General features: G+C 61.4%; 27 protein-coding genes. 17 read left to right on the top strand and 10 right to left on the bottom strand.

The window, feature by feature from the left end:
• Positions 1–111: 111 nt before the first annotated feature.
• Positions 112–876 carry an IclR family transcriptional regulator gene (locus CGK93_RS19400; RefSeq protein WP_089596222.1) on the bottom strand — a complete coding sequence of 255 codons (765 nt, stop codon included), beginning with the start codon at positions 874–876 and terminating at the stop codon, positions 112–114.
• Between the two features lie 113 nt (positions 877–989).
• Here CGK93_RS19400 and CGK93_RS19405 point away from each other — a divergent pair, with 113 nt between their 5' ends.
• From CGK93_RS19405 to CGK93_RS19440, 7 genes are all read left to right on the top strand, one after another.
• A complete protein-coding gene (locus tag CGK93_RS19405; protein WP_089596223.1) occupies positions 990–2,369 on the top strand; it encodes an SLC13 family permease in 1,380 nt (459 codons plus the stop codon).
• A gap of 27 nt (positions 2,370–2,396) precedes the next feature.
• Positions 2,397–3,644: a CaiB/BaiF CoA transferase family protein gene (locus tag CGK93_RS19410; protein WP_089596224.1), complete on the top strand. Its 1,248-nt coding sequence runs from the start codon at positions 2,397–2,399 to the stop codon at positions 3,642–3,644.
• Entirely contained in the window at positions 3,641–4,480 is an 840-nt protein-coding gene (locus CGK93_RS19415; RefSeq protein WP_089596225.1) for an enoyl-CoA hydratase/isomerase family protein, read from the top strand. The genes CGK93_RS19410 and CGK93_RS19415 overlap by 4 nt, the downstream gene beginning before the upstream one ends.
• A 65-nt stretch (positions 4,481–4,545) precedes the next feature.
• A complete protein-coding gene (locus tag CGK93_RS19420) occupies positions 4,546–5,151 on the top strand; it encodes a dTMP kinase (protein ID WP_089596226.1) in 606 nt (201 codons plus the stop codon).
• A 282-nt stretch (positions 5,152–5,433) separates the two neighbouring features.
• Complete coding sequence (locus tag CGK93_RS19425) at positions 5,434–6,330, top strand: phosphotransferase family protein (protein ID WP_089596227.1); 897 nt, start codon at positions 5,434–5,436, stop codon at positions 6,328–6,330.
• Positions 6,327–6,800: a hypothetical protein gene (locus tag CGK93_RS19430; protein WP_232481407.1), complete on the top strand. Its 474-nt coding sequence runs from the start codon at positions 6,327–6,329 to the stop codon at positions 6,798–6,800. The genes CGK93_RS19425 and CGK93_RS19430 overlap by 4 nt, the downstream gene beginning before the upstream one ends.
• 919 nt (positions 6,801–7,719) lie before the next feature.
• Entirely contained in the window at positions 7,720–8,133 is a 414-nt protein-coding gene (locus tag CGK93_RS19440; RefSeq protein WP_089596229.1) for a glyoxalase, read from the top strand.
• 1,024 nt (positions 8,134–9,157) lie between these two features.
• On the opposite strand, the gene CGK93_RS19450 is transcribed toward CGK93_RS19440, so the two are convergent.
• The gene (locus tag CGK93_RS19450) at positions 9,158–9,685 is read right to left on the bottom strand and encodes an AAA family ATPase (protein WP_089596230.1); all 528 of its coding nucleotides are present in this window, start codon (positions 9,683–9,685) and stop codon (positions 9,158–9,160) included.
• Positions 9,686–9,857: 172 nt separating this feature from the next.
• Here CGK93_RS19450 and CGK93_RS19455 point away from each other — a divergent pair, with 172 nt between their 5' ends.
• Complete coding sequence (locus CGK93_RS19455) at positions 9,858–10,244, top strand: YunG family protein (RefSeq protein ID WP_089596231.1); 387 nt, start codon at positions 9,858–9,860, stop codon at positions 10,242–10,244.
• A 34-nt stretch (positions 10,245–10,278) separates the two neighbouring features.
• On the opposite strand, the gene CGK93_RS19460 is transcribed toward CGK93_RS19455, so the two are convergent.
• Both CGK93_RS19460 and CGK93_RS19465 read right to left on the bottom strand, forming a co-directional pair.
• Complete coding sequence (locus tag CGK93_RS19460) at positions 10,279–10,806, bottom strand: GNAT family N-acetyltransferase (RefSeq protein WP_089596232.1); 528 nt, start codon at positions 10,804–10,806, stop codon at positions 10,279–10,281.
• Positions 10,807–10,959: 153 nt separating this feature from the next.
• Complete coding sequence (locus tag CGK93_RS19465; RefSeq protein ID WP_089596233.1) at positions 10,960–11,325, bottom strand: hypothetical protein; 366 nt, start codon at positions 11,323–11,325, stop codon at positions 10,960–10,962.
• Positions 11,326–11,618: 293 nt separating this feature from the next.
• Here CGK93_RS19465 and CGK93_RS19470 point away from each other — a divergent pair, with 293 nt between their 5' ends.
• Positions 11,619–12,137, top strand: a complete 519-nt coding sequence (locus tag CGK93_RS19470; protein ID WP_089596234.1) for a hypothetical protein — start codon at positions 11,619–11,621, stop codon at positions 12,135–12,137.
• Between the two features lie 114 nt (positions 12,138–12,251).
• Here the strand turns inward: CGK93_RS19470 and CGK93_RS19475 are convergent, their stop codons facing one another.
• A complete protein-coding gene (locus tag CGK93_RS19475) occupies positions 12,252–12,641 on the bottom strand; it encodes a tautomerase family protein (protein WP_089597617.1) in 390 nt (129 codons plus the stop codon).
• A gap of 275 nt (positions 12,642–12,916) precedes the next feature.
• Between CGK93_RS19475 and CGK93_RS19480 the strand changes: the two genes are divergently transcribed.
• Complete coding sequence (locus CGK93_RS19480; protein ID WP_232481408.1) at positions 12,917–13,300, top strand: DUF4265 domain-containing protein; 384 nt, start codon at positions 12,917–12,919, stop codon at positions 13,298–13,300.
• 621 nt (positions 13,301–13,921) lie between these two features.
• On the opposite strand, the gene CGK93_RS19485 is transcribed toward CGK93_RS19480, so the two are convergent.
• Positions 13,922–14,608, bottom strand: a complete 687-nt coding sequence (locus CGK93_RS19485; RefSeq protein ID WP_089596236.1) for a hypothetical protein — start codon at positions 14,606–14,608, stop codon at positions 13,922–13,924.
• Positions 14,609–15,279: 671 nt separating this feature from the next.
• On the opposite strand from CGK93_RS19485, the gene CGK93_RS19495 reads away from it, so the two are divergent.
• Together CGK93_RS19495 and CGK93_RS19500 are read left to right on the top strand one after the other, a co-directional pair.
• Positions 15,280–15,663: a DUF1304 family protein gene (locus CGK93_RS19495; protein WP_089596237.1), complete on the top strand. Its 384-nt coding sequence runs from the start codon at positions 15,280–15,282 to the stop codon at positions 15,661–15,663.
• 208 nt (positions 15,664–15,871) lie between these two features.
• Positions 15,872–16,705: a GNAT family N-acetyltransferase gene (locus CGK93_RS19500; protein WP_198318273.1), complete on the top strand. Its 834-nt coding sequence runs from the start codon at positions 15,872–15,874 to the stop codon at positions 16,703–16,705.
• A gap of 172 nt (positions 16,706–16,877) precedes the next feature.
• Here CGK93_RS19500 and CGK93_RS19505 read toward each other — a convergent pair whose 3' ends face one another.
• Positions 16,878–17,612 carry an NUDIX hydrolase gene (locus CGK93_RS19505; protein ID WP_089596238.1) on the bottom strand — a complete coding sequence of 245 codons (735 nt, stop codon included), beginning with the start codon at positions 17,610–17,612 and terminating at the stop codon, positions 16,878–16,880.
• Between the two features lie 103 nt (positions 17,613–17,715).
• Here CGK93_RS19505 and CGK93_RS19510 point away from each other — a divergent pair, with 103 nt between their 5' ends.
• The 3 genes from CGK93_RS19510 to CGK93_RS19520 all read left to right on the top strand — a co-directional run bounded on the left by CGK93_RS19510 (position 17,716) and on the right by CGK93_RS19520 (position 20,683).
• A complete protein-coding gene (locus CGK93_RS19510; protein ID WP_089596239.1) occupies positions 17,716–18,732 on the top strand; it encodes an SPFH domain-containing protein in 1,017 nt (338 codons plus the stop codon).
• Positions 18,733–18,740: 8 nt separating this feature from the next.
• On the top strand, positions 18,741–19,643 hold the full coding sequence (locus CGK93_RS19515; protein WP_089596240.1) for an NAD(+)/NADH kinase: 903 nt from the start codon (positions 18,741–18,743) through the stop codon (positions 19,641–19,643).
• A gap of 92 nt (positions 19,644–19,735) precedes the next feature.
• A complete protein-coding gene (locus CGK93_RS19520; RefSeq protein WP_232481409.1) occupies positions 19,736–20,683 on the top strand; it encodes a hypothetical protein in 948 nt (315 codons plus the stop codon).
• On the opposite strand, the gene CGK93_RS19525 is transcribed toward CGK93_RS19520, so the two are convergent.
• Together CGK93_RS19525 and CGK93_RS19530 are read right to left on the bottom strand one after the other, a co-directional pair.
• Entirely contained in the window at positions 20,680–21,183 is a 504-nt protein-coding gene (locus CGK93_RS19525) for a GNAT family N-acetyltransferase (RefSeq protein ID WP_198318274.1), read from the bottom strand. The genes CGK93_RS19520 and CGK93_RS19525 overlap by 4 nt on opposite strands.
• Before the next feature lie 17 nt (positions 21,184–21,200).
• On the bottom strand, positions 21,201–21,590 hold the full coding sequence (locus CGK93_RS19530) for a hypothetical protein (protein WP_089596241.1): 390 nt from the start codon (positions 21,588–21,590) through the stop codon (positions 21,201–21,203).
• A 156-nt stretch (positions 21,591–21,746) separates the two neighbouring features.
• Here CGK93_RS19530 and CGK93_RS19535 point away from each other — a divergent pair, with 156 nt between their 5' ends.
• Positions 21,747–22,145 carry a hypothetical protein gene (locus CGK93_RS19535; protein WP_157731901.1) on the top strand — a complete coding sequence of 133 codons (399 nt, stop codon included), beginning with the start codon at positions 21,747–21,749 and terminating at the stop codon, positions 22,143–22,145.
• A gap of 128 nt (positions 22,146–22,273) precedes the next feature.
• On the top strand, positions 22,274–24,109 hold the full coding sequence (ggt, locus tag CGK93_RS19540; protein WP_089596243.1) for a gamma-glutamyltransferase: 1,836 nt from the start codon (positions 22,274–22,276) through the stop codon (positions 24,107–24,109).
• A 104-nt stretch (positions 24,110–24,213) separates the two neighbouring features.
• Here the strand turns inward: ggt and CGK93_RS19545 are convergent, their stop codons facing one another.
• Positions 24,214–24,399: a hypothetical protein gene (locus CGK93_RS19545; protein WP_089596244.1), complete on the bottom strand. Its 186-nt coding sequence runs from the start codon at positions 24,397–24,399 to the stop codon at positions 24,214–24,216.
• Between the last annotated feature and the right edge of the window lie 20 nt (positions 24,400–24,419).

Raw genomic sequence — 24,419 nt, forward strand, 5'->3', positions numbered from 1 at the left:
CTTTAGTACCCCCGGAATCGGGTTCAAACGAAACCATTACTCCAAGGAAGCACGTCCACAGCATCATGATAGGCGCGCTTTGAGTTACGGCGAAGTATTTTGACAGGAAACTTAGTAGCCCTTGGCGGAGAACGCTCCCAGAGCCCTGCTGATCTCACGGGCCGTGCCGGTGGCCGCCTCACCATATTCCTGGTATTTGGCCGGGACAATCCTGCTTGAGGGCCCCGAGATGGAGATGGATCCGGCCGCCACACCGCCGGGCCCCAGCAGCGGCACGCCGATAGAAGTGATACCCGTACTGAGGCCTTGTTCGTTGATGGAGTACCCGCGGGCACGTGTGTCCACAATCATCGAGCGAAGCTGCGCGGGATCCACCACGGTCTGCGGCGTCAACGCTTCCAGCGGGCCAGCCAGGTAATCGTCAACGAAGGCCTCGTCAGCAGCGGATAAGTAAGCCATTCCCGTGGAGGAGGCGTGCATCGGCAGGCGCGAACCCAGCGGCAGGAAAGCCCTCAGGACGTGCGGAGTGTCGAGCCGCTCGATGATGAGCATGTAGCCGCGGTCCGGGACCGCCAAGTGAACCGTTTCCGTCGTGTCCAGTTGCAGCGCGTTCAAGGGGCCCATTGCGGCGTCACGGATCACTGATCCGCTGCTGCCACGGCTTGCCACAGCGAAGGCGTGGTTGGTCAAGACCCACTTACTGGCCTGGACTTCGGATTGTGCCACCCAGCCCAGTTCGGCCAGCGTCCTGAGCATGCGGAGCACGGTGGCCTTGGGCACGTCCACCTCCCGGCTGAGCTCGGACAAACCTGCGGGCTGGTTGTCCGAGACTGCTTCCAGCACCCTGATGGCCGTAACGACGCTTTGCGTGCTCATGCAACCCTCCCGCTTGACCGACTAAGTCCAGTGCCCTACATTACAGGCGACTTCCCAAAATGAACCGATGGTTCATCCAGTGAACCGATGTAGTTTGATTGGAGAACGGGCTTATGGAATTACAGATACTGGCCCTGGCCATCTTTGTAGGCGTCTTCGTCCTGGCCACCCTGCGCAAAGTGCACATTGGAGTGCTCATGTTCGCAGCGGCCGCCGGAGTGGGCGTGTGGATGGCCGGGATGACCATCGAGAAGGTGGTGGCAGGCTTCCCCATCGGAATCCTCGTCCTGCTGGTTGGCGTGACCTACTTCTTTGCGATCGCGCAAGCCAACGGGACCATCGACCGCATCATTGAAATGGCCATCGCCAAAGTGGGTGACCGCGCCTTTTTCCTTCCCTTGGCCTTCTTTGCCCTCACCATCGGCATCTCCGCCATGGGCTCACCCTTGGCCGGACTGGTCATGGCACCCATCGGAATGCCCCTGGCCAAGCGGTACGGCATCGACCGCATGCTCATGGGGTTGGCCATCGGCTCGGGCCTCAGTGCGGGCGGGTTCGCGCCCACCAGCCTGTTCGGCATCGTCACCTACGGAACTGCCAGGGCAGCGGGAATCGATCTGGATCCCCTGGTCCTTTTCAGCGTGGCCCTGGGCACCAACATCCTGTTGCTGGGGGCCGCGTATGCGCTCTTCGGCGGGTTCAAACTGCTCAACACCCGCACGGCTGACGATTTCGGCGCCACCGTGCCGCGCTTCAGCGCAAGCCGCCCGACGCCGTCGCACCCTTTTGAGCGCGAAGGCACCATTGCGCGGGGCAAGCAAGCCGCCGAACAGGCCGTCCAGGTCCTGGACGAACCGGCCTCCACGCCGCAGCCTTCGCGACTGGACCGCAACCAGATCATCACCGTGCTCTGCATGGCCGGACTGGTTGTCACCGTCATCCTCATGTCCGTCCTCGGCGCCAACCCTGACATCGGCGTCCTGTGCTTCGCGTTCGCCTCGGTCCTCACACTCTGTGACCCGCAATCCGGGAAATCGGCCGTAGCCAAAATCGACTGGTCCACAGTCCTGCTGGTAGGCGGGATCATCACATTCGTCGGAGTGCTTCAGACCATGGGAGCCGTCGCGTTGCTCGGCGAAGCAGCCGGCGCCGTCGGGACGCCATTGCTGGCCGCGCTGGTGATCTGCGCTATCGGCGCCCTCATTTCCGCTTTCGCCTCCACCACCGGGATGCTCGCCGCATTGGTTCCGCTGGCACTCCCTCTGGTGGCCTCCGGGGACGTCGCCGGATGGGCAGTCATTGCCGCTTTGGGCGTGTGCTCGTCGATTGTTGACGTCTCGCCGTTCTCCACCGTCGGCGCCACATTCGTGGCCACCGTCGACGCCGATGAGCGCCCCCGCATCACCAGGTTCCTCACCCGTTGGGGCTTGTCCATGGTGGTGGCCGGGCCGCTCTTGCTGGTGGGCGCCCTGGTGCTGCCATCCAGCCTCTAAAACCGTCTCAAAGTTAGGACAGCAATCATGCTCAAACCACTCCGCGGAATCACCGTGATCGACCTCAGCCGGGCCCTCGCCGGGCCCTATTGCACCGCCCTTCTTGCCGACATGGGCGCCCGGATCATCAAAGTCGAAAGCGTCAATGGCGGCGACACAGCCCGCCAATGGCCGCCGTTCCAAGACGGTCACAGCCTCTATTTTGACTCCGTCAACCGCAACAAGGCCTCCGTGTGCCTGGACTTCTATTCGGCTGAGGGACGCGAAATCCTCTCCGGTTTGATTGCCGACGCGGATGTCCTGGTGGAAAACTTCAAGCCCGGCACTTTGGAAAAAATGGGCTTCACAGCATCCCGGCTTGAAGAGCTGAACCCGGGGCTCGTGGTGGGATCCGTCACCGGCTTCGGCAACACCGGTCCGCTCAAGGACGACGCCGGACTGGACCAGGTCATCCAGGGAATGTCCGGCCTGATGTCCGTCACGGGGCCTGGCCCAGGTTCCGGCCCCGGCGAGGCCTACCGGGTCGGCATACCGATCGTGGACATCACCTCCGGGATGGTCTGCGCCTTCGGAATTGTGTCAGCGCTCCTGGGATCCCGGAACGGCGAGCGCCCCGGCCGCGTGTCCACCTCCCTGCTGGAGACGGCCTTGAACCTGTCCGCATTCCAAGGGCAGAAGGCGCTCAGTCTCGGTGAAGCACCCACGCCGCAGGGCAACAACCACCCGGTCATCGCCCCCTACGGCATGTTCGCCACGGCAACGGAATCCATCAATATCGCCGTAGGCAGCGACAAGCAATGGCGCGCGTTCTGTGGACTGCTCGGGATGCCCACCGCCGTGGAGGACCCCCGTTTCATCACCGGCGCGGACCGCTCGGCCAGCAGGGATCAGCTGACGGAGCTCATTGAAACTGCCCTGTCCGCGAAGCCCGCGGCCGAGTGGGTTGCCCTGATCAGCGAGGCCGGGATCCCTTGCGGTCCCATCTACAACTACACCCAGGCACTGGCCTCGGACCAGGTTGCCGCCCTGGGACTCGTCCAGCACAGCAGGCGACGTGATGGGTCCGCACTCCCCCTGCTCCGCGGCCCGCTCAGCCTGGATGGCGAGGCCAGCGAAATCCTGGCTCCCCCGCCGCTGCTCGGCGAGCACACCGCCCAAATACTCATGGAACGTGGAATGACGCACGACGACGTCACCCGGCTTGAGCGCGAGGGTCGCCTCATCTGCGTGCCGGCTTCCGCCTTGGTTCCGGAAACGATGGGAGCACAGCGATGACCGTAGTATCCCCGGCAAACGCTGCCCGTAGTGAGGTTTCCCGTGCCGGCCGCATCGCCGTGGCTATCTCCGACGGCGTGGCAACGGTGGAAATCTGCAACCTTGCCCAGCGGAACGCCCTGACCCGGGCCATGTGCTTGGAGATCCAGGAACTGATGCCGCAGCTGGACGCCGATCCTGACGTTGCCGTGGTGGTGCTGCGCGGCGCCGGGAACACGTTCTGTGCCGGGGCCGCCATCAGCGAACTCGCTTCCGTCCTGATCGATCCGCAAGAGGACGGTTCCACGGTAGATCACCTCAGCGCCGCAGACTCTGCCATCGCTTCCCTCGCCAAGCCCACGGTGGCGCTGGTCGATGGCGCCTGCATGGGTGGCGGCTGGCAGATCGCCTCCGCCTGCGACTTCATCATCGCCAACGAACGGGCAGTCATCGGACTGACGCCGGCCAAGATCGGTATCATCTACCCGCGACCGGGCATCGAACGGCTTGTCCGCTTGGTGGGTCACGCCAACGCCAAGTACATCCTCCTCACCGGACAGACGTTCAGCGCCACTGAAGCCCGCGCGCTCGGCCTGGTGGCCGACGTCGTGCCTTCCGAGTTCTTTGAGGAGCAGTGCGAAGCGCTGGTCAGCACGCTCCGGAGCCGTTCGCAGTTCTCCATGCATTCGATGAAGCGGCTGATGGACTTGACTGACGCCGGTTCCGGCCTGGCGGTCATTGACCAGGAGTGGGCGGAGGCGTGGGCGGCGATGCCGGACAGTCCGGACATGGAGATCGGCATCAAAGCCTTCCTGGACCGCGAGCAGCCCCGGTTCACGTGGCGGCCTGTGGGCTGACTCACGCCGCATCACGGCACAAGACGGCACCTCCCTTCGTTGGTAAGGAGACGAGGGGAGGCCTCATGCTCATTGTTCTGACTGGAATTGACGGTTCGGGAAAAACGACGGCGGCCCGCGCCTTGGTCGATTCTGCCCGCGCCGAGGGGCGGAATGCGCTGCTGCTCAGCAACCACGCCGCCCGGCGCCGTATGTCGCTGGTGTCCGAGCGGTTTGGCTGGAAATTGCCACCGCGGCTAGCCGACGTCATTGAAACCGGCGTCAGGTTGTTCAACGTGCTTCTCAACCATGCGCGCGCCCACAAGTTCGACGGCCTGGTGGTGATGGACCGTCACCTGCACTGCCAGCTCGCACTGCGTCAGGCCAATGGTTTAGGCTGCGGCCGGCTGCTTCCGTGGCTGCTGGGAAAGCTCCCAGCGCCGGACCTCTCAATCCATTTCGACGTCGACCCCCGCCTCGCCCATCAACGGGTCACGGCACGCGGGACTGACAACGAAACACTGGCTGACCTTGAGGCTTTCCGCGCCGCCTACCGTTCGCTGCCCGAGTTTGACGACTTTGTGGTGGTGGATGCTGGAGGGAGTCCGGAGCAGGTGTTTGCCCAGCTGAACCGGGTGGTTGCCGCGGGCGGGGAAGCGGCGGTCCCCCGACCCCACCAAGCCACGGCTTGACTTGCTCCCCGGCTCACGACGGGTAGGCTCGCCCCATGCCAACTACGGCGTTCCTTGGGGGGAAATCATGAGCGTTAAAACCAGACGTAGCCTGCTGATCTTCGTGTTCGGATTCGGGACCTACGCCGTTCTTTTATCGACGTTGGGTCCGCTCCCATCTTTGGCATTGGGTGGTGTTGTGGCCGCCCTCGCCGTTTTTCTTGACCGGTGGATTCGGACGCGGCGGGGAACCCCTGTGACTCAATCACCCGATAACGCCTCCGAAGCTGGCCAGGGCCACCCTTGAGTCAGTCCGCTGAACGCACGACGACGGACATCGCCTTGGCGGTCGCCGCCCGCCGGGGTGCCGGTTCGGTGTCGTTGGGAGGAGCCGGGACCGAGTTCCTCTTTTATGAAGCCGCCGGTGGCTTAGTTCGTGAGGGCTATCGGATTCCCCGTTCGCGTGAATTCAACACGGCGAACAACAAGGGTGTCTCGGCCGAGACCCTACAACGTCAGGAAATGGCCTTGGCCCGCTGGGCTTCGGACAACGGCATCCCCAGCGCCGCCGCCATTGATCTTGTGATGCAGGACGGCTTCCCCGTACTAATTCTGGAAGTCGTAGACGACGACGGTTCCGATCTGGATGGCACGGCACTTGGATCGGTTATCGCCTCTATGCACCGTCTGCCAGTTCCAGGCCTTCCTTTGGTTGCCCAAGCAGGAAAGCCTTGGGATGCCCGGCTCGTTGACCGGCTGGAGGAACGATACACGCGTCTTCGGATCCGCCATTCGCTCCCAAGCCTGCCTCCCTCAGCAACTCTGCAGGCAACACTCGAACGTAACTCCAGCAAGCCTTGCCTCACCCATATGGATCTTCGGCGCCAAAATGTCAGGGTCCACAACGGTCAGCCGCTTGCGATCTTCGACTGGAGCAACGCCCTCGCAGCACCTCCAGATCTGGAGATCGCACGGATCAGTGAGTACTCCGTCATCAGGGAAAATGGCATCGACTATACGGCCTTCCTGAACGGCTACTCCAAAGGTGGCGGGAGCATCGACGTCGGAAGCCCGTCCTGGCCCATCTACACTCTTGACGCTGCGGTGATGCTCGCGGGAGTCTTCGATTCCGTTGCCCCGGATCCTGAAGTGCGCGAGCACTTTCTATCCCGCGCGCGGGCATTGGTGCGTGAGCTGTGAGCGGGTCATCAACGCTGATTTCAGAGGCCCGGATCAGTCGCGGCTCCCAGAAGGTCATCGCAAGTGTGGTGGGCCTGCTGTGCGTCTTCATCATTGTGACCTCCATTTCCAGCGGTGTACTGCTGATCAGCGCAGGGCTGGTGGCGGTCATTGCCCTCCTGACAGTCTCAGTACTTCGCATCAGGGTGACCGTTGAAGCCACAAAGCAGAGCCTGACGGTCAGATGCCGGCCGTTCTACTCCAAGACGATCCCGCTGGAGGACATCGTTGACGCCTCCCCGGCGCCGTCCAGTTCCATGACAGAAGGCTTCGGCGTCCGGTACTTGGGCCAGCGAACGTGGGGGCTACTGGTCGGCGGACCGGCCATCGTCGTGGAGACCCCCAGCCGCACGTGGCTGATTTCCACCCCGGACCCCGAGTCCACAGCCGCATCCGTACTGGCCCACGCTAGCAAACTGAGGGACAGATAACGGCAGGTGGTTTACCACCATCGTGGCAACAGGTTTGCTCTGAACATACCTGGAAAAAGCCAGCCCGACGAGCAACGCTGCTTTCAAAGTGGACGTGTAGCAGTTAGGGCACCTTCACCGGGCAGTTTGCGGGCGGGTCTTGCGGGGAATCCGAGTGGCCAGGGAGTTACGGGGATTCGGCTTGGAGCTTCTCAGGAGTGAAGAGCGGCCGGTGGAGGACCGGCTAACGGGCGGTCCTTCGAGGAGGCGGTGACGGTGCCTTTCAAGTCACCAGTCGCCAGGGTCGACCCTTATGTTGCCAAATGGAGAGAGCAGCTGGATCAAGTCATCCTGCGGTAAAGAACACCGTCGTATCGCAGGGTGAGCAGTTGATGGGCTAATCGGATGACCTTCTCCAGAAGCTACGCGCGTCGTCACTGACCACTTCGTAACTACTTAGACCTAGCAGATTTTCGTCAGTTTCCGGGGTGTCCTCAGCCGCGGCCTGCTTCCAGACTTTGAGATCCCGTCGCTTCTTAGTTAGATCCCTAGGATGCCCTTCGTGCATGTACACGCCAGCTAACGCTATAGCTTTATCTATCAGCATGCTTGCACCACTGGGCTGGGTGGGCCCGAAATGCAGGATCCACTCCGCGACGGTCAAGGTGGCTTGCAGCGCATCCTTCTGAGCATTTCCCGCCCATTCGGGGGCGGACTCTTCTCCATATGATCTAAGGGCAGCGACGATCATCCCGCGTCGAGTACTAATCACGATCACAGTCTCCCATGGCTGAGAAACGTGCTGAGCGCCCGTTAAAGGATCCCTTATCGGGCGCAATCATCAAATTGGCCATAGCTCTCGCCCCTCATTCAACTCAGTTGACAAGGAAAGACGTTTGATCGGTGCCATACTCGGGTTCAAAACGTCGAAGGAGTCTCTGTGTCAGAAGTTGCTGCCTATGAATCCAGTCCCACGCGAACCTCTTTTGGCTGGGGGCTTCACCATGTGCAGTTGGCAATCCCCAAGGGTGGCGAGGATGACTGCAGGAACTTCTACGTGGGCGTTCTCGGCCTCACGGAAGTGCAGAAACCACCGGTGCTGGCGGCGCGTGGCGGACTGTGGGTCCGCGCTGACAATCTTGAAATCCATTTGGGTGCTGAGGAGGACTTCAGGCCCCAACGAAAGGCTCATCCTGGAATTTTGGTGGGCGACCTTGACGCGCTGGCCCGCCGAGTTGAAAATTTCGGTCTCACTGTGGATTGGGACGAAAACTTCCCAGGCATGAGGCGCTTCTACCTTTGGGACAACAATGGCAACCGGCTCGAGTTCTTGTCCCCTGAGGGATCGAGCTAGTCCAGGCGTTGCGATAGACACCCACCTTCCGTCTCCAGTCCGTCCTATTTCGCTATACAAGACGACCAAGCGCCCGCATGGGGATCGGCTTACGGACTTAGCCATTGGGGATGGTCGGGGACCGGAGGCGCTAACCGCATGCATGCCAAGCCTGGTTAGATTCGGCCTCCGTGATGGCCCACGGTTGCCAGTCTTCGGCTCGAATTTGTGTCTGACTGAGTTGACCATACCCGTCCTCCACGTGACCAGGTCCGTAGTGCAGGGTCGGGCCAGCCTCATATATCTCGATCTGACGACCTGGCCGACCGTCATCGCCGACCTCGAAGTAATAAGTAGCAGGCCCCCAGGAAGCATGCTCGTCACCGCACGACTCAGCCTAATGCCGCCGAAAGTAATTAGTTGTCATGACTGCAGTCTGCCCGTTCGCGGGGCCGCTCGTAGGCCAGGACCACCAACCATGTGCAGTTTTCTGATTAGTCGCCACGCGCCCGGTTAGGGATCGGCTAACGGGCTCACTTTTGTCTGCCCAATGATCTGGGGCTATCTTCTGCGTCGGATGTAGATGCGCACGGCCGCGATTATGATGGCGAGGAAAACTGCTCCTACTACCGCGAAGACGATCCATTGGTAGTCTGCATCCCAGCCGCCCCTGACGATTTCGGTACTTGCATTACCCGCAAGAATCCTGATCACGTTCGCCTCCGGTCAAAGTTCCCCACGATTCACTTCTTACGTCGGATGTCGTTTACGACATAGGACCCGACTCCGAACATCACAACAATGACGACCAAGACAATGATCGCGATGGTTTCCGTATTCAACTGCCGCCCCCATGCCCAGTTGTTTGAAGATTGACCAGATACGTGGTCCTATTCCGTACAGCCTAGCGGCACGTGTAACGCCGAACCGCAAAGGTCGCGACTGCCCACGCCTGTGAAGAGGATTCATGCGATCGTGGACATGCTGTCAAGAGTGCCCGGTGGGGATCCCTGAATGGGCACCAGAGCTTCCGGTGATCCACCGGCTAACGGGCGGAGTCTCCTACTGCTCCACTCAAGGTCAGGATCTCGTCGACAACGTGCGCGAGCGGAGCGGTGGCGTCGATGGCGATGCCACCTCGCGGAATGTCCGCCATCGTGCGATGCAACCGGCGTATGAGGTCCCGTTCCGCTTGCCGACCCTCTCCTCCCCACTGGTCGTCCCGCCGGTCGTCGAGCCGGCGAGTCAAGGTTTCGGTGTCGATCTCGAGCACGAAGACGCCGTTGAACAGGTCAATGAACTTCGCGAAATTTCTCGATCCCCCACACAAGAACGTCACCGCCTCGCGCTGATCTGCGACGAGCGCCTTCACTTTGTCGACCCGCCAAATGTGGTGATCGTGAACGGCAAGACCAGTGACGTCCTCTATCGGTGCCCCGGTCTCCGGATCACCCTGGTACGCGAGTTCGCGATCGCCGTGAACGACGTGGTAACCGCGCCTTGCCAACTCCTCGCATACAGAGGTTTTCCCGGTTCCGGACCCTCCTTCAATGAGGAAGTTTCTCCTGCCCATAGTGAATGGTAGTCAGACACTGCACACGAGCCCGTTAGGGGATGCTTTAGCGGAGCCTCCCCATGCCCAGCGTACAATCCGGCGGTAGCCTTTAGCGGAGCCTCCCCATGCCCAGCGTACAATCCGGCGGTAGCCTTTAGTATTCAGTGGCTGACCTAGATACGCTGTCTCCATGGCCCACACGTTGCTCGAGCTCGAACGCGCATTCCGCTCGTCCTGGAGCGAGGATACGACGTGCCTCAACGCCAACAGTCTCATGAAGTGGCGCTCGGACAATGCTGCGCATGGCCAGTGCGGACCCACAGCTCTCGTCGTTCAGGACCTACTCGGTGGTGATTTGCTCATCGGAGACGTCAGTGGTGGCAACGAGGACGACGAAGTCCACTACTGGAACCGATTCCCCGGGGGCCTCGAGATCGACCTGACGCGAGAACAATTCAAGAATCACCGCGTCATCGGAGAACCTCGCGTCGTCGTCCGGCCGGCAGAAGGTCCCCGAGCGTACGCCAGGGAGTATCAACTGCTTCGCGCGAGGGTGCTTTCCGCGCTCAACCTTTGACCAGCACTCTTCATTACGTCCTGTAAGGGATCCCTTACCGGGAAAGTACCTTCTCAAACAAAAGGTTGCGCTCGTCGTAGTAAGAATCAGTGACGCCACGTGACTGCATCCCCAGCCGCTCACACACTCGTAGTGATGGCGCATTGAGTGGATCAGTTACGGCGACAAGAGAACGAAGTCCATTGCTCGCAGCATCAGCCATGACAGCACCTGCGGCCTCAGTGGCATAGCCTGCACCTTGGGCATCGGGGTGCAGATGCCAACCGATCTCCACAGGAGATTCGCCTTTAACCCCCGCCGAGAGCAGGATGGGCTTAAGGAGCAGATTGCCCAGCAACTTGTGAGAATCGCGAGCGGTAATGATCCAGATCCCGTGAATTGGGTCGTCAATGGCCCGACGGCGAATGATGGACTGAAGAGCTTCTGAGCGGTCGGTCATCGGCTTCGCATAGGGTCCGAGGAACCGAATTGTCTCCCACCGGGACTCGAGGTCAAATAGAAAATCTGCGTCGTTCGACTCCCATGGGCGCATAATCAATCTCTCGCTGCTGATGGTCCGCATGCGTCAATTATTGACCACATCTGATCCAATTTCCGCGAGTCCTAGGAGGCGTCCCGTAAGCCGGCCCCTTATCGGGCGGCCACTTCGAAGGGCTCTCGTGTTGCTAGATAGCACGGTGCAACTCTCGGGTTCAGCATTGAGCCCTTGGCTCGCTCAGACCTGGTCCAGCGTGATTTCCAGAGACTTAGGCTGCTTGTTTGTGCCAAGCGCCCATTCCCAACCGGGTAGAAGGGCAGCGTTCCTGAAGAAGTCTTCGAGAGCAAAGTCGAAGGACCACAGCCTGCCGCTGCCCATTGCAACGGTCTCAGGCGTCGTATCCCAGTAGAACGTGCATGACAGCTGCCACGTCGGAGCATCGTCGTCGCCGGCTTCAATGAACTGACGTGTGAGATCCACGTTGAACTCCTGGATGCCCCGCACCCCGTAAGTCCCGAACTGGGCAAGAACACCACCGCCATCTTCGTCCGCAGGGGCGCAGTCATTGGTCGGCATAGCCGCGAAACGCTCGAAGTCGTTCATTACGGCACCGGGACTTCAAGCCCCGATGCGTTCTTCGGCCCCTATCACCGCAAGCATCTGCTCCAATTGGGCCTTGGACTCTCGAATCAGCATGCCCTGATTATCCAGCAGGAGACCGTCACGGCCGGAACCCGGCATCGGGCACCACCCACCGGACATAGGCGCCACGAATCGATGAAAGTCACAGTTGCAGCTCGCTCCGATCCGGAGTCCCGCTAGCCGACCCTCGAACGGACGTCCCGAATCACTGAAGGTGAGTCGTTGTCCGTCTCGCAGTGCTGGAGAATCGGTGCATGATCAGCAAAGCAAAGGATGAGGGATTCGTGGTTCGTGTGGGCGGTCGGTCCCGAGCCGAGGTCGTGCACCTGCTTCGCAATAACGGAGTCTTGCTCAATAGCCACGCCGAGACACTGCTCGCTCACCCCGCATTCGAGGCCCCAACGAGTCAAACCTTACGAATCGTCGAGCGAACCGTAGACGAACTCGGCTTCAAGCACGGCGCGGTACAACCCAGAATATTCGCGGACGCGAGGAACCAAGGCCTCGAACTCTGCCCCTTGGTGACAGGACCGTACCTTCGATTGGCGATGATGGACCAAACGAACGCACCGGACTCCGTCCTGTCAGCACGCCGCGCCCCGACCGGGGCGATTCACGTCGCATCCGAGCCGCTGAGCAACGATGTGGAGGATCCCAAAGGTTTCTACCTCCGTGTCTTGGACGGGCAGCCCTGGCTAAGGGGTTACGTGTGCGATGACACGTATGTGTGGGAGCCGGAGCAACGGCTCGCGTTCCTAAAGCCAACTGGCTAGCAAGCCACAAGATCAGTTCCCGTTTTTTGAAGTCGCCTGCTCGGAGTGTCCGAGGTCGTTTGCGCAACCGCTCCCGCCCGGTAAAGGATCCGTTATCGTTCACGATGCTGCCGGTCAGACCTCTACTTTGTAGCCAAGAGCGAGGTCAGCGGCGTTCAATCCTCTGATGCCCCAGTTCACCTTGGGAGTCTCGGTAATCGTGATCTCAAGACTGTGCGGCGCGATCCCGGCTTCCGCCTCGATCCGATGGAAAAGCTCTGCGATCAACGCACGTTTGGCATCATCAGAGCGCCCCTCGAACATGGAGATCTCAATAATTGTGTAGTCGGCACCGCGATCCTCAGGATGAACGAAGTCCTCATCGTCCAGCAGGATAAAGCGCTGAAAGCACTTGTCTGCCGGATACTCCAAAGCGGCCATGACCGCACCGTGAATCGCGGTCTTCAACGTCGCCCGCCGAGGGCCAAGTGTCCCTCGATGCCCGTAAACGATAATTTGTGCCATGCGAGCACCATACCTGTCTGCGGGGATTGAAGCCGGCGGCCGAACGGGCACCAAAGCGTCCGGTGAGGGATCCCTCATCGGACACAGGGCATGCATGTCCGCCGAAACGCTCTTATGGATGCGTTCGTTGGGTAGTCTCAGCTGGTGACTGACTACCGGCAACATCCCAGCGTCGTGGCACATTGGCGCGATGGTTCACTCCAGCCGCTTCCGGAAGCTCAGGAAGCGGAAGAGACCATATGGTTTGCGGTGCCCCTGAACCTGACACGGAGCAGATGTGGGAGGGTCTTCGGGGTCGCTTGGAAAAGGATGGCACAGCTACTGTCCTGGCCGTCCCCGCGTATCTTTATGACGTGAACTTTGGCGACCAGGTTAACGTGATGCGATCAGCTGAGAATGCGCTCGTTGTCACCGGAGTGGAGCGCGACTCTCTCAACTTCACATTCAGAGTCCTGCTGAAATCGGACGACCCCAACGCCTGGCAGCCCCTGGCCTCTGAACTGGCCGAGCAAGGTTGCCTCCTCGATTTCATCTCTCCGCGGTTCTTCGCCATATCTTGCGGCGAGCCCCAGGCGCAGGAAGTCGCCGACAGATTGTTCGCATTGGAACGCGATGGCGTCCTTCATTATGAGACCGGCCGAACACAACAGTTGAGGTAGGCAGCCGACGGAATGGGTGTCCGGTGAAGGATCCACGATCGCTCGTAAGCAGGGCTATGAAGGATCGGCAGGCTTCCTTGGCTAGGTTCTAGTCCTACTCCGTCGAAGTCTACGGGCGGCATGCCTGCTCGACTGGCTGGCCCAAGGTGCTTCTTCGATGGCAATGATGACGTTGTCGTCGACGTCGCTGGCGGGAAGTGAAGCCAGCCAGAGCACCGAAAGGGAAGTCCAATAGTCCATCTGAGTCGCCACCGCTGTCGTCGGAATCTTTGCCAGCGGAACCTTTGAAAGCAGTATCCCAGACACCATGGACAGCTCACTCTCGCGCGCTTCAAGTTCTGCTCGGACTTCTTCGTAAGGACGTTCAAGACAGGGAAGTAGTCCGACCGGGTTCTCTAGATCGAGTTGCCTTTTAGGCCGCATCTCATCACCTAAGTAGAGGACGTCTCCAACGAGACCGAGCCATGAGTGTTGTCCAAGCCAAAGTATCCGGATCCACGATGGGCGCATCCGACCAGTGTGGAATGCGGAATGCGGGACTGCAAAAAACGAAAACCAGATTCGTTACGGGTGGAGCACCGTCCGGTAGAGGATCGGCTTACGGACGCTGGCGTGTGACCGTTAGCTCCGGGTCGTGAATTGGACTTCGATGTGCTTGAGCTCAGTGCGTGGAAGCACTGCGGTGACGACGCCGCCGCCTGCCAGTCGGGCTCCGATGCCGTAGACGAACGGGTCCGTGTCGACCTCCGCGCCGGGCACATCGATTCCGTTGATTATGGTCCTAGCTTGGCCGTTGACCATCCGGCCGGTTACTGCGGGTGTGTGCTGGTCCCACGGTTTGCTACCCGGCCAGAGCTCCTGCCGGTACTGGTTCATAAGGATGTGGTTGACATGGTCTGCCAGGAGGCCTTGAACTGAAGAGCGCTCGGACGGCTCACGGTGCCAGGTGGTTCGCACTGCCTCCCAAAGTTGCGGATAGCGCATTCGCTCCACTTGCTCGATCAGCCAAGGGGGCCGTGGCCATGGCGGAACTTCCTCGATCGATCTGCGTGTCTTCTCGTCGAGGTCTGCTAGGTTAATGCGGTCTGAGTGGTCATCCGGGTTTCGCCAGAGCGTGTAGGTGATGCTCGCCGTCATTTCGCTGTATCCACGATCATCCAAGCCGTAGCTCAGACCGACGGAGTCCGTGTCCTCCAGCGACGGTTGGGGCATGAGCCCCAGCACCGGAATAGGCATGAGTTTCAGGTTCTCGACCCATTCGGAACGGGGGTCGGAGGCGTCCTCGGGAAGAATGCCAGCGGGTCTCATGCCTCGACTATGAACTAAACGAGGGCACCCTGTAAACCGGAACGAGTTTCGGCTTCCATGTCCGGAAAAGGATCCTCCACCGGACATTGCACGTAGACTCCCAAGCGCGCCAGCACCTGCTGTGGTCCCGATCCACTATCGGACGCTCAGAACCAATTCAGGACATCTTGCATTAGCCACATGACCAAGCCGAAGAGCAGGAAGATCGGCATGAGGTACAACACCCAGATGCCGTGAATTTTCCGCTTTGTCATGCGAGGCTCCTTCCGTTGACTGCGAGTTTACCCAGAGCCGCAGCCCGAACCTGCCTAGTATCGAGACAAGTCCTGCATATTGCGCAACGGAGCGAGGGGCATCAGCCAACTTTGGATATCCCTGTCGCGCAGCTCTTGGATTGAAAATTTCTCGGCTGCCGATTGAGCGCCCGTAAGCCGATCGTGTGGCGGCCGCTGGTCAGCGATCCTTTGGCTTGGCGGACGTCGGCGCTGTGGTTGAGGAGCCGTAGGTCAGCGGAGACGGTTGCGTTCAAGGCGGGCTGTTGCGGCCGGGCTGGAGGCGGGCGGGCATGGGTGGTGGACTGCGTTTGCAAACCAGCCCTTGAAGGTCTTCGCGCCTGAAGCGTAACCTGCACGCAAGAAGCGGAGATTGCAAGATTGGCCTAGGAGCGCGGCATGAATGTGCTGAGCCAGATACTCGCCGGATCCACCAGCCTGGCGCTGATAAGCGTTGGCATCCTGGAGATCTTCTTCCATGGCGATCAACGGTTCCACCGGATCTTCCTGATTAGGCCGGAAGACGTGCGCGCAGTGCGGATGTGGGCGATGAATGTTGGCGCCTACAACATCACCTTCGGCTTGGGCATCGCAGTGGGCCTGTGGCTGGTGAACTTCTCAGGCAATCCCGCCAGCGGGTCGGCCATAGTTATCTTCTGCTGCTCGTGCCACGTCTTCCTTGGTTTCTGGCTGTGGGTCACAGAGAAGCGCCTTCTGGTCAGCGCCATCGGCCAGGCGCTCTTCCCGGCGCTGGCAATCGTCTTCTACGTTCTCTTTCACTAGGGGTGGTGGTTGGCGAATGCTAGTAGCGGCGTTTTTGGTTACTACGCCACAGCAGCGCCCGTAGGGGATCGGCTTGCGGACGTTCGACGAGCCGTCTGGGGGTCTGATCGGCAGACTACCGTGTCACACTTCGCTGGCTTTGGGCCCGGCCCACCAGCAGGTTTCGGAGACGTTGAGTGGGATCAGCGCCCGACACCCTTGAGGAAGCATGTTTGAATGGATCATCATGGAAGCCGCGAATTTTCCGCTTGGCTCTGAATCCGATCTGCAGCACGCGATGGAACAGAATCTAGCTGAGCATGCCAGTCACTTGCACTGTAACCGCCTCGGTGCCTCCGTTGCGAAAACAGCCGATCTCCTGATCGCCGATAGCGGCCTGGCCGACGACACCTTCAACATCGTCGCCGCAGCCCAGTTCGCTCAGGACACAGCGCAAACCCGCACCGCGGAGACGGTCCGAACCCTGGCATCCACCGGCCGCCCGTTCTCCTGGTGGGTAGGCCCAGCCTCGACTCCTGGCAATCTTGCCGAATACCTTGAGAACGCCGGCCTCGAGGCGTCAGAGACAGAGACAGGCATGTGGAAGGACCTGCACGGCGACCTCCCTGAGACGCGGGTAGAAGACCTGACAATCCGTCAGGTGACCACCCCGGAACAGCTCGCCGATTACGCCGCGATCCTCGCTGCAAACTGGAGCCCGCCAGCAGCCACGGTCCAGCGATTCTTTGCCGAGGCCGCAGACTCGGCCCTCGCCACCGATTGCCCCGCTCGCTACCTGGTCGGATACATAAACGGTCGCCCCGTCTGTTCGGCCGAAGTGTTCTTGCATTCGAGCGTCGCCGGGATTTACAACATTGCCACGCTTGCCTCCGACCGCCGACGGGGCTTCGGCGGCGCAATCACCGTGGCCGCACTCGACACCGCGCGCGAAGCCGGATACGAAACCGCAGTATTGCAGGCCTCCGAGGACGGAGAACCCGTGTACCGCCGTCTCGGGTTTAAACCCTGTGGCCACTTCACGGAATACGCCATCAGTCCCTAACTCCGTCTTGCCACCTCACGTCCCCTCATCGGCACAAGAAACCCCTGTCCGTCACAGAGCCGATGTGATTGTCCGTGGAAGTGTGCGTGAAGGTTCATTCTGGCTCTTCAACATCCTGCACTCTGGGCGAATCCGCTACCGCGGCTGCCCCCCCAGTTCAGTGTCACCCGCTCTATTCCCTCGGCCGCATCAGCGGCGGGTTCAGCACCGCGCGGGTGGGTTGGCCCGCCGTCGGACGCGCAGCGGGGGCGAGCCTGAAGAGAGCAGCCGGCCGTCCGGCGTCGCCCGCTGTCATTCGCCCGGTGTCCTCAAGGAAACCGGGCGTCCCGGTCGCTTTTCGGTGGAAGTTCCGCGGGTCCAAGCGTGTCCCCCACACTGCCTCGTAGACGGCGCGAAGCTGGGCGATAGTGAATTCGTCGTCACAGAACATTGCGCCCAACGGCGAGTACTCGAGCTTCGACTTGGCCCGCTCCAGAGCGTCGCCGAGGATGTGCGCATGATCGAAGGCCAGCTCGAGCGTCCCATCCAGGACCTCCCGTACCGGATACCAGGCAGCCTGCTCAGCGTCGCTGCCCGCTGACAGCACAGGAAAGTCGGGCGCGAGCAGCAGGTGCGCGACGGTCAGGACGTCGCCGCGGGGGTCGCGCCCCTTCGGGCCATAACTGCCCAGTTGCTCCAGGTGCCCGGGAAGATGCTCGACGCCGGTCTCCTCCGCCAGTTCCCGACCCGCCGCTTCGAGCAGGTCCTCGCCCGCCAGAACGAAGCCACCCGGGAGGGCCAGCTTTCCCCTGAAGGGCTCGATGAGTCGGGTAATGAGCAGGACGTTCAGCTCACCGTTGCGCACAGTAAGGGCGACGACGTCGACCGTCACCGGGAAGCGCTCGGGCGCGAAATGGGATGCAGGCATGTATCAAGCATAGGAAGTTATCGTCATGTTGACAATAAAGGTGAATGCGCCTTAAGGTGTAGTTATCGTCAAGTTGACGACAATAAGTGAAAGCGAGAACATCATGGCCACCATCAAGCGCTACCCCTGGCTCAACCACTTCCTCGGCAGCCCCACCGGCTACGTCGTCCACCTTCAAAAGGGCGCCGTCAAACACCAAGGCGTGGGCCAGGCCTTCTTCTTCCGCCCCGCAAACTCTGTGTTGAGCGAGGTTCCCGTGGACGACCAGGAACTACCCACCCTCTTCCACGCCATCACCCGCGACCACCAGGACGTCAGCGTTCAGGCCAACGTGACCTACCGCTTCATCGACCCTGTGGCTGTCTCCACCCGACTCGACTTCGGACTGCAAACCGCGGGCAAGGCGCCGGCTACCGGACGTGAGCAGGTCTCGACGATCATCGGCCAGCTGTGCCAAAGCCACGCGATCGACCAGATCGCCACCACCACCCTCGCCGAGGCGCTCGAACGCGGAGTCAGCCAACTCCGTTTGGTCCTCACTGAGGCCCTGCGGGCAGATGCCAGACTGCAATCCACGGGCATCGAAATCCTCGGCGTCCAGGTGCTGGCAGTTCGGCCCGAGGCCGACGTCGAACGCGCCCTGCAGACTCCGGTCCGCGAGCAACTTCAGGCCGAAGCGGACCGCGCTGTGTACGAGAGGCGGGCAGTCGCCGTCGAACGTGAACGCACCATCTCCGAGAACGAGATGGCCAGCCAGATCGAACTCGCTGTGCGGCGGGAGAACCTGGTGGCCCAAGAGGGTGCAAACGCCCGCCGTGCCGCCGAAGAGAAAGCCGCCGCTGGCTTGATTGAGGCGCAGGGTTCCGCTGAACGGCAAGGCATTGGTGCAGCAGCCGAGGCGAACCAGATCCGCTTGGTGGGTGAAGCAGCTGCAGCCCGCGAGGCCGCCACCATGGAGGTCTACCGCAATATGGAACAGGCCACGCTGCTGGCCCTGGCGCTGAAGGATGCGGCCGGCAGCCTGCCGAACATCGGGAACCTCACCATCACTCCGGACCTGCTCAGCGGAGCACTTGCCGGACTGTTCAAGGAACCCGCCACAACTGAGCTCACCAAGTAAGGACCATCATGGCCACCCCGCGCATCGTCATCGTCCACCGGCGGACCGAACTCCAGGAACTCCTGGACAGGCACGCCACCCGCGGACAGGCCGAGTTCTTCCTCAGCACCCGCGGCCGCAGCATCCAGGACGTGCAGGACAGGCACGATCACCTCACCGCGGCCTTGGCCACCGTCCGCGCTGCAGTGCCGACCGACTGGCGGCAGGCCGAAGTGGAACGCGCAGACCTCAGCCGCTTCCTGCTCACGGCGGAGGACATCATCGCCGTGGTGGGGCAGGACGGGCTGGTGGCGAACGTCGCCAAGTACCTGAACGGGCAGCCGGCCATCGGCATCGACCCGGAGCCCGGCGCCAACCCCGGAGTCCTGGTCCGCCACACACCGGCCGCGGCCGCTGCACTCCTGGCCACTGGCGACGTTGGGCGGCTGCGCTGCCAGGACCTCACCACCGTGACGGCAACGCTCGACGACGGGCAGCAGCTTTCGGCGCTCAACGAAGTTTTCATCGGGCACGCCTCGCATCAGTCGGCAAAGTACACCGTGACGGCGCCCAGTTTCACCCAGCCCGGCGGGCAAACCGAGCGGCAATCGTCGTCGGGCCTTATCGTTTCCACGGGCACCGGCGCCACCGGCTGGTGCGCCTCGATCGCACTGGAACGCGGTGGGCGGACACTCCCGACTCCAACCGATCCGCGGCTCGCGTGGTTCGTCCGCGAAGCATGGCCCTCCCCCGTCACGGGCGCCTCACTGACCGAGGGCGTACTCGAAGCCGGCGAGGTGCTGCGGATTACCGTGGCATCCGATCAGCTGGTGGTGTTCGGCGACGGCATGGAAGATGACCGGCTGACGGCGTCTTGGGGGCAGGAGATCACGGTGCAGTTGGGGCAGAGGCCGCTGCGGTTGGTGGTGTGAACCCTTGGATTAGTCCACTCGGTGTAGTATTGGCGGTTGGCCCTCCTCCTATAGGCTCGGGCACTCCATGTCAGACTCAAACGAGGAGCCTCGTGAGCCACTCCGACCAAACTGCACAGCACTCTGTCCCGTCCGGGAAGCCATCGACCACGGCCGCCCGGGACGCGCTGTGGGGGTGGTTGATCGGACTCCTGGCTGGCGTTCTTGGACTCGCACCGTGGTGGATTACTGGTGCTACTCTGCCTCTTCAGAACCTGTGGGCTACGCAGGTGATGCCTGATCTGATGCCGACGGCCCTGCTGCCTCTGAGTCAATATGAGGCGACCACCATCCTGGCCCTCCTCACGGTTGGTGGGGCTGTTGCCGGGCTTACAGTTCGCATCTGGTCACCCGCCCGCCGTCGACTCGTCACGTGGTGCGCCCTATCCGGAGTCCTCGTGGTTCACGTCGCCGCCACCATCCAGTCATTCGTGGTACTCAGGGAAGGGCTCTTGCCCGGAAGCCTGCCCGGGCTCTACTTCGGAGGTCTTCTGGCCGGCGTCATCGGTTGCGTACTGGCAGCGCTGGTCGCGTTGTTGCTGATCGCTTCGTCTTCAACCGTAAAGGCCACCATCGGATTCGGGCTTATGGCCATCCCGGTCACGTCGTGGGCCGTGGTGTGGGTGGTGAGCACGGTGGGCTTCCTCAGCGTTCCCACCGCCGTACCTACTGTTGCCCGATGGGTTCCTGCCGTCCTGGTGGGTTGCGCGCTGGCGTGGTGCGGCCTCCGGCCCGCCCGTCGAACGGTTGCCTGGGTGCTCAACATCCTCTTCCTGTGGCTGCTCCCGGCGCTTTTCACCGCCGTCCAATCCGTCCTTGGAACTCGCGTGCTGGCCGGAGACATCCCGGCGATGCTCTCGATGGGACGCGATGTATTCGGGCGTGCCCTCGGTCCCGATGGAGCCGCGCTGCCCACGATTCTGCTGGCCTTGGTCATGGGCCTGACGGGTGTTGGCGCCCGATTCGTTATTGCTCGTCGGAACTCACTGGCAGCGGGCTAGTTCGTGTTGAAGGTGCGGACCATCCGGATGTCCATTACGCCGTCTTCGACCTTTACCGCTCCGTCGGCAATGAATCCGTTCTTCCGGTAGAAGGCGTGGGCTCGCGGATTAGGGTCGGCCACCCACAGCACAGCAGGTGCGGAAGGGCTGATCACTGCGTTGAGAAGCGCCGCTCCCACGCCCGAGCCGTGGGACGAGGCATAGGCGTAGAGGACGTACAACTCCTGCGGCTCCTCAGGAAGATCAGATGAGGGACCTGACATGGCAATGCCGATCAACCTGTTGTCATGCACGGCGACGGCGACATTGTTCTTTTCATAGCGAGGGTCAGTTAGCGCTGCAGTCCAGAATTTCTCCCGCCACTCCAGGAGACCCGGATCGTCCAGCTCTGAGTCGCTCATCAAGCCCCGGTAGGTTTCGCGCCACGTATCCACATGCACTTTTGCCATGCCAAGCGCATCCGCTGGCCCGGCACGACGCACCTCAAAATTCTCTGCCATGGCTCTACGGTACCTACTCATCGATTCGGTACCACCACCACCTGAACGTCGTCTTCGTAGAGGACACGTCCTGGCGTTGATGAACGAAGTTCTTCCCATTGCACCCCGTGGCGATCCAACAACGCCAGATAGCCGGGGACCCTGTCCAGTAAATGCACGGCACTCGTCTTGAACCACGCTTGGGCGTGGAGATTGATGGTGCGGTCATAAACTGTGGGATCCATGAGATTCGGGTCAGGGTAGGCGGCGTCGTACCAAGCATTCGCGGTCTGCCACCAACGATGGTCCTCTTCGCTTAGCTTTCCGTCCTTCGCCAGTCCGTTAGCCAGGCCAAATATGCCGACGTGGATACCGTGCGTATTCACTTGTGTTGACTGGTATCTGACGAATTCAAGGGCGGCGGCCATCAACCTACTTCCCTCATGACGTTTCCAGGACACTTACAACCCAGACTGAATACCGAGCCTACAAGTCCAGCGAGATTGGGTCTTGATATCCGGTGTACCGTTGCGTCGACTTAGTGGTTCCAGGTCGACGTAGTGGTTCCAGCCAGAGAGGCTTGTATGACAGCAAAGATGGTAGAGATCATCAGGCACGTTCTGCGGGATGTGAGGTCCAGCGGTCTTGAGGAACCACTCATCGAAGATACCGATTGGGACGACGACCCGCAGGTACTCTCGACAATGATTTACAGCGTCCGCGACGCATCGGGACAAGGTGTGTCGGTCAGGCGCGACCTACCATGGGCCGAGCAGTTGGTATCACTAGCGGACCAGGTCCAGGAATGGGTTATCGAAGAAAACGGCCCCACCAACAGCAATTGGCCCCAGTGTCCTTGGCATCCCAACAATCACCCCTTGGCCGCTCAACTGGCGGGCGACCAAGGCGTTTGGGCCTGCCCCGTTCTCCGAACCCCCGCAGCCATCATCGGTGATCTCCGTGTAAAGGGAGCCGACGAATAGGTTCCCTCGAGCCTCGCCTTACCCCCAAACCCACCCGAATGACAACCGTTGTCCCCTTGCAGAGCCACGGGGTAGGGTGACCGGACCGTCCACCCACATCACCGTCTGGAACAACTCTGGGAGGAACCATGACACATGTGAGACGTCAACTGGCTGCTGTGACGGCAGCCTTGGCCCTAACGGCGACGAGCGGGGCGATGGCCAGCCCCGCCTTCGCCGATCCGCGCTCAACCGACAAGAACGCAACGGCCACCGGCTACGGAGGTGCCGTGAGCACCGTGGATCCCGAGGCATCCGCGGCCGCCATTGAAGTACTGAAGAGGGGCGGCAACGCAGCAGATGCCGCGGTCGCAGCCGCAGCCACCCTCGGCGTTACCGAGCCCTACAGCGCCGGCATTGGCGGCGGCGGCTACTTCGTGTTCTACGATGCGAAGACCAAACAAGTGGGCACCATCGACGGCCGTGAAACCGCTCCGGCCGGCATGCCCAACGACGCTTTCATTGACCCTGCCACCAAGCAGCCCTACAAGTTCACGCCCGATCTGGTCACCAGCGGCGTCTCCGTCGGCGTCCCCGGCACTCCTGCCACCTGGGAGCGCGCGCTGGAACGCTGGGGAACCCTGGACTTGGGTGAAGCCTTGCAGCCCGCCATCAAGGTGGCCAACCGCGGTTTTGTCGTGGATGAGACATTCCGCCAGCAGACCCTGGACAACAAGGTCCGATTTGACGCCTTCACGCCAACCCGGGACCTGTTCCTTCCCGGTGGTGACGCTCCCGCCGTCGGAAGTGTCTTCCAGAACCACGACCTCGCCGCGACCTACCGGCTGCTCGCCAAGGAGGGCACCGACGCCTTCTACGGAGGTCCGCTCGCAGAGGAGATCGCCAAGACCGTGCAGGCGCCGCCGAAGACCGCGGAAACCAAGCTTCCCGTCCCGGTGGGGTTCATGACCACCCAGGATCTTGCCAACTACAAGGCACTGGACCAGGACGCCACCAAAGTGGAGTACCGCGGCTATGACGTCTATGGCATGGCGCCCTCCAGCAGCGGCGGTACCACCGTGGGCGAGGCGCTGAACATCCTGGAAAACTACGACCTCAAGGGCATGAAACCGGCCGATGCCCTGCACCACTACTTCGAGGCCAGCTCCCTGGCCTTCGCGGACCGCGGCGCCTACGTGGGTGATCCGGCCTTCGTGAATGTCCCCACCGGTACTTTGCTGAACGATGTGTTCGCCAAGGAACGCTCCTGCGAAATCGATCCGACGGCGGCCGCTCCCAAGCCTGTCGCCCCCGGCAATATAGAAACGTACGACGGCGCGTGCCCGGCTGCCGTGGCGCCCCTCGCCAATGAAACGGATACGGAGAACATCTCCACGACGAACCTGACGGTCGCCGACAAGTGGGGCAACGTGGTGGAGTACACCCTGACGATCGAGCAGACCGGCGGTTCGGGAATTGTTGTTCCGGGCCGGGGTTTCCTCCTGAACAATGAGCTGACTGACTTCAGCACGGTCTACGATCCGAAGGATCCCAACCGGATTGAACCCAACAAGAGGCCGCGTTCCTCAATGTCGCCCACCATCATTCTGAAGGACCAGAAGCCGTTCCTGGCACTGGGCTCCCCTGGTGGATCGACCATTATCACCACGGTGCTGCAGACCATCCTGAACCGCGTCGACCTGGGGATGACAGTCTCCGAGGCCCTTGCTGCGCCACGGGCTGCACCTCGAAATGGAGCGACTGTCAGTTCCGAGCCCGCCTTCATTGACGCCTATGGTCCTGCACTGGAGTCGTTGGGCCATGACCTGGTTCCGGCGGGTGATGCCTTTACGTCGGCGGCGGAGATCGGGGCAGCGACGGCCATCGAATTTGGCAAGGACGGACAGATGACCGCGGCTGCCGAGCCGACCAGGCGCGGTGGTGGTTCGGCGCTAGTGGTAAAACCGGTCAAACCGGGCAGATAACTCCTTCGTCTGAGCCAGTTGGAAGGCCTCCAACCGTCGCCTGCAAGCCCGCCTCCGAGACGCCCCACTTGGGTCGCCGACGAGGCGGGCTTCATCCGGCTCGGTCACGATGGGCGGTTGTTCCTGATCTCCCAGCTGTATCTCCACACCATGACCACCGATGCGGCCGACATGATGATTCCGGTGATCATGGACCACGGCGATTGCCCCGGGTTGGAGACGAAGATCGAGACAGCATAGGCAGCGAGCACCAGGGCCAACAGCAGCCATATCAAGGGTTTGCGATTCATTCTTGTATTCCTTAGAGAAG

Origin of the sequence: Arthrobacter sp. YN (assembly GCF_002224285.1) — a bacterium.
In the GTDB taxonomy this organism is placed as follows: Bacteria; Actinomycetota; Actinomycetes; order Actinomycetales; family Micrococcaceae; genus Arthrobacter.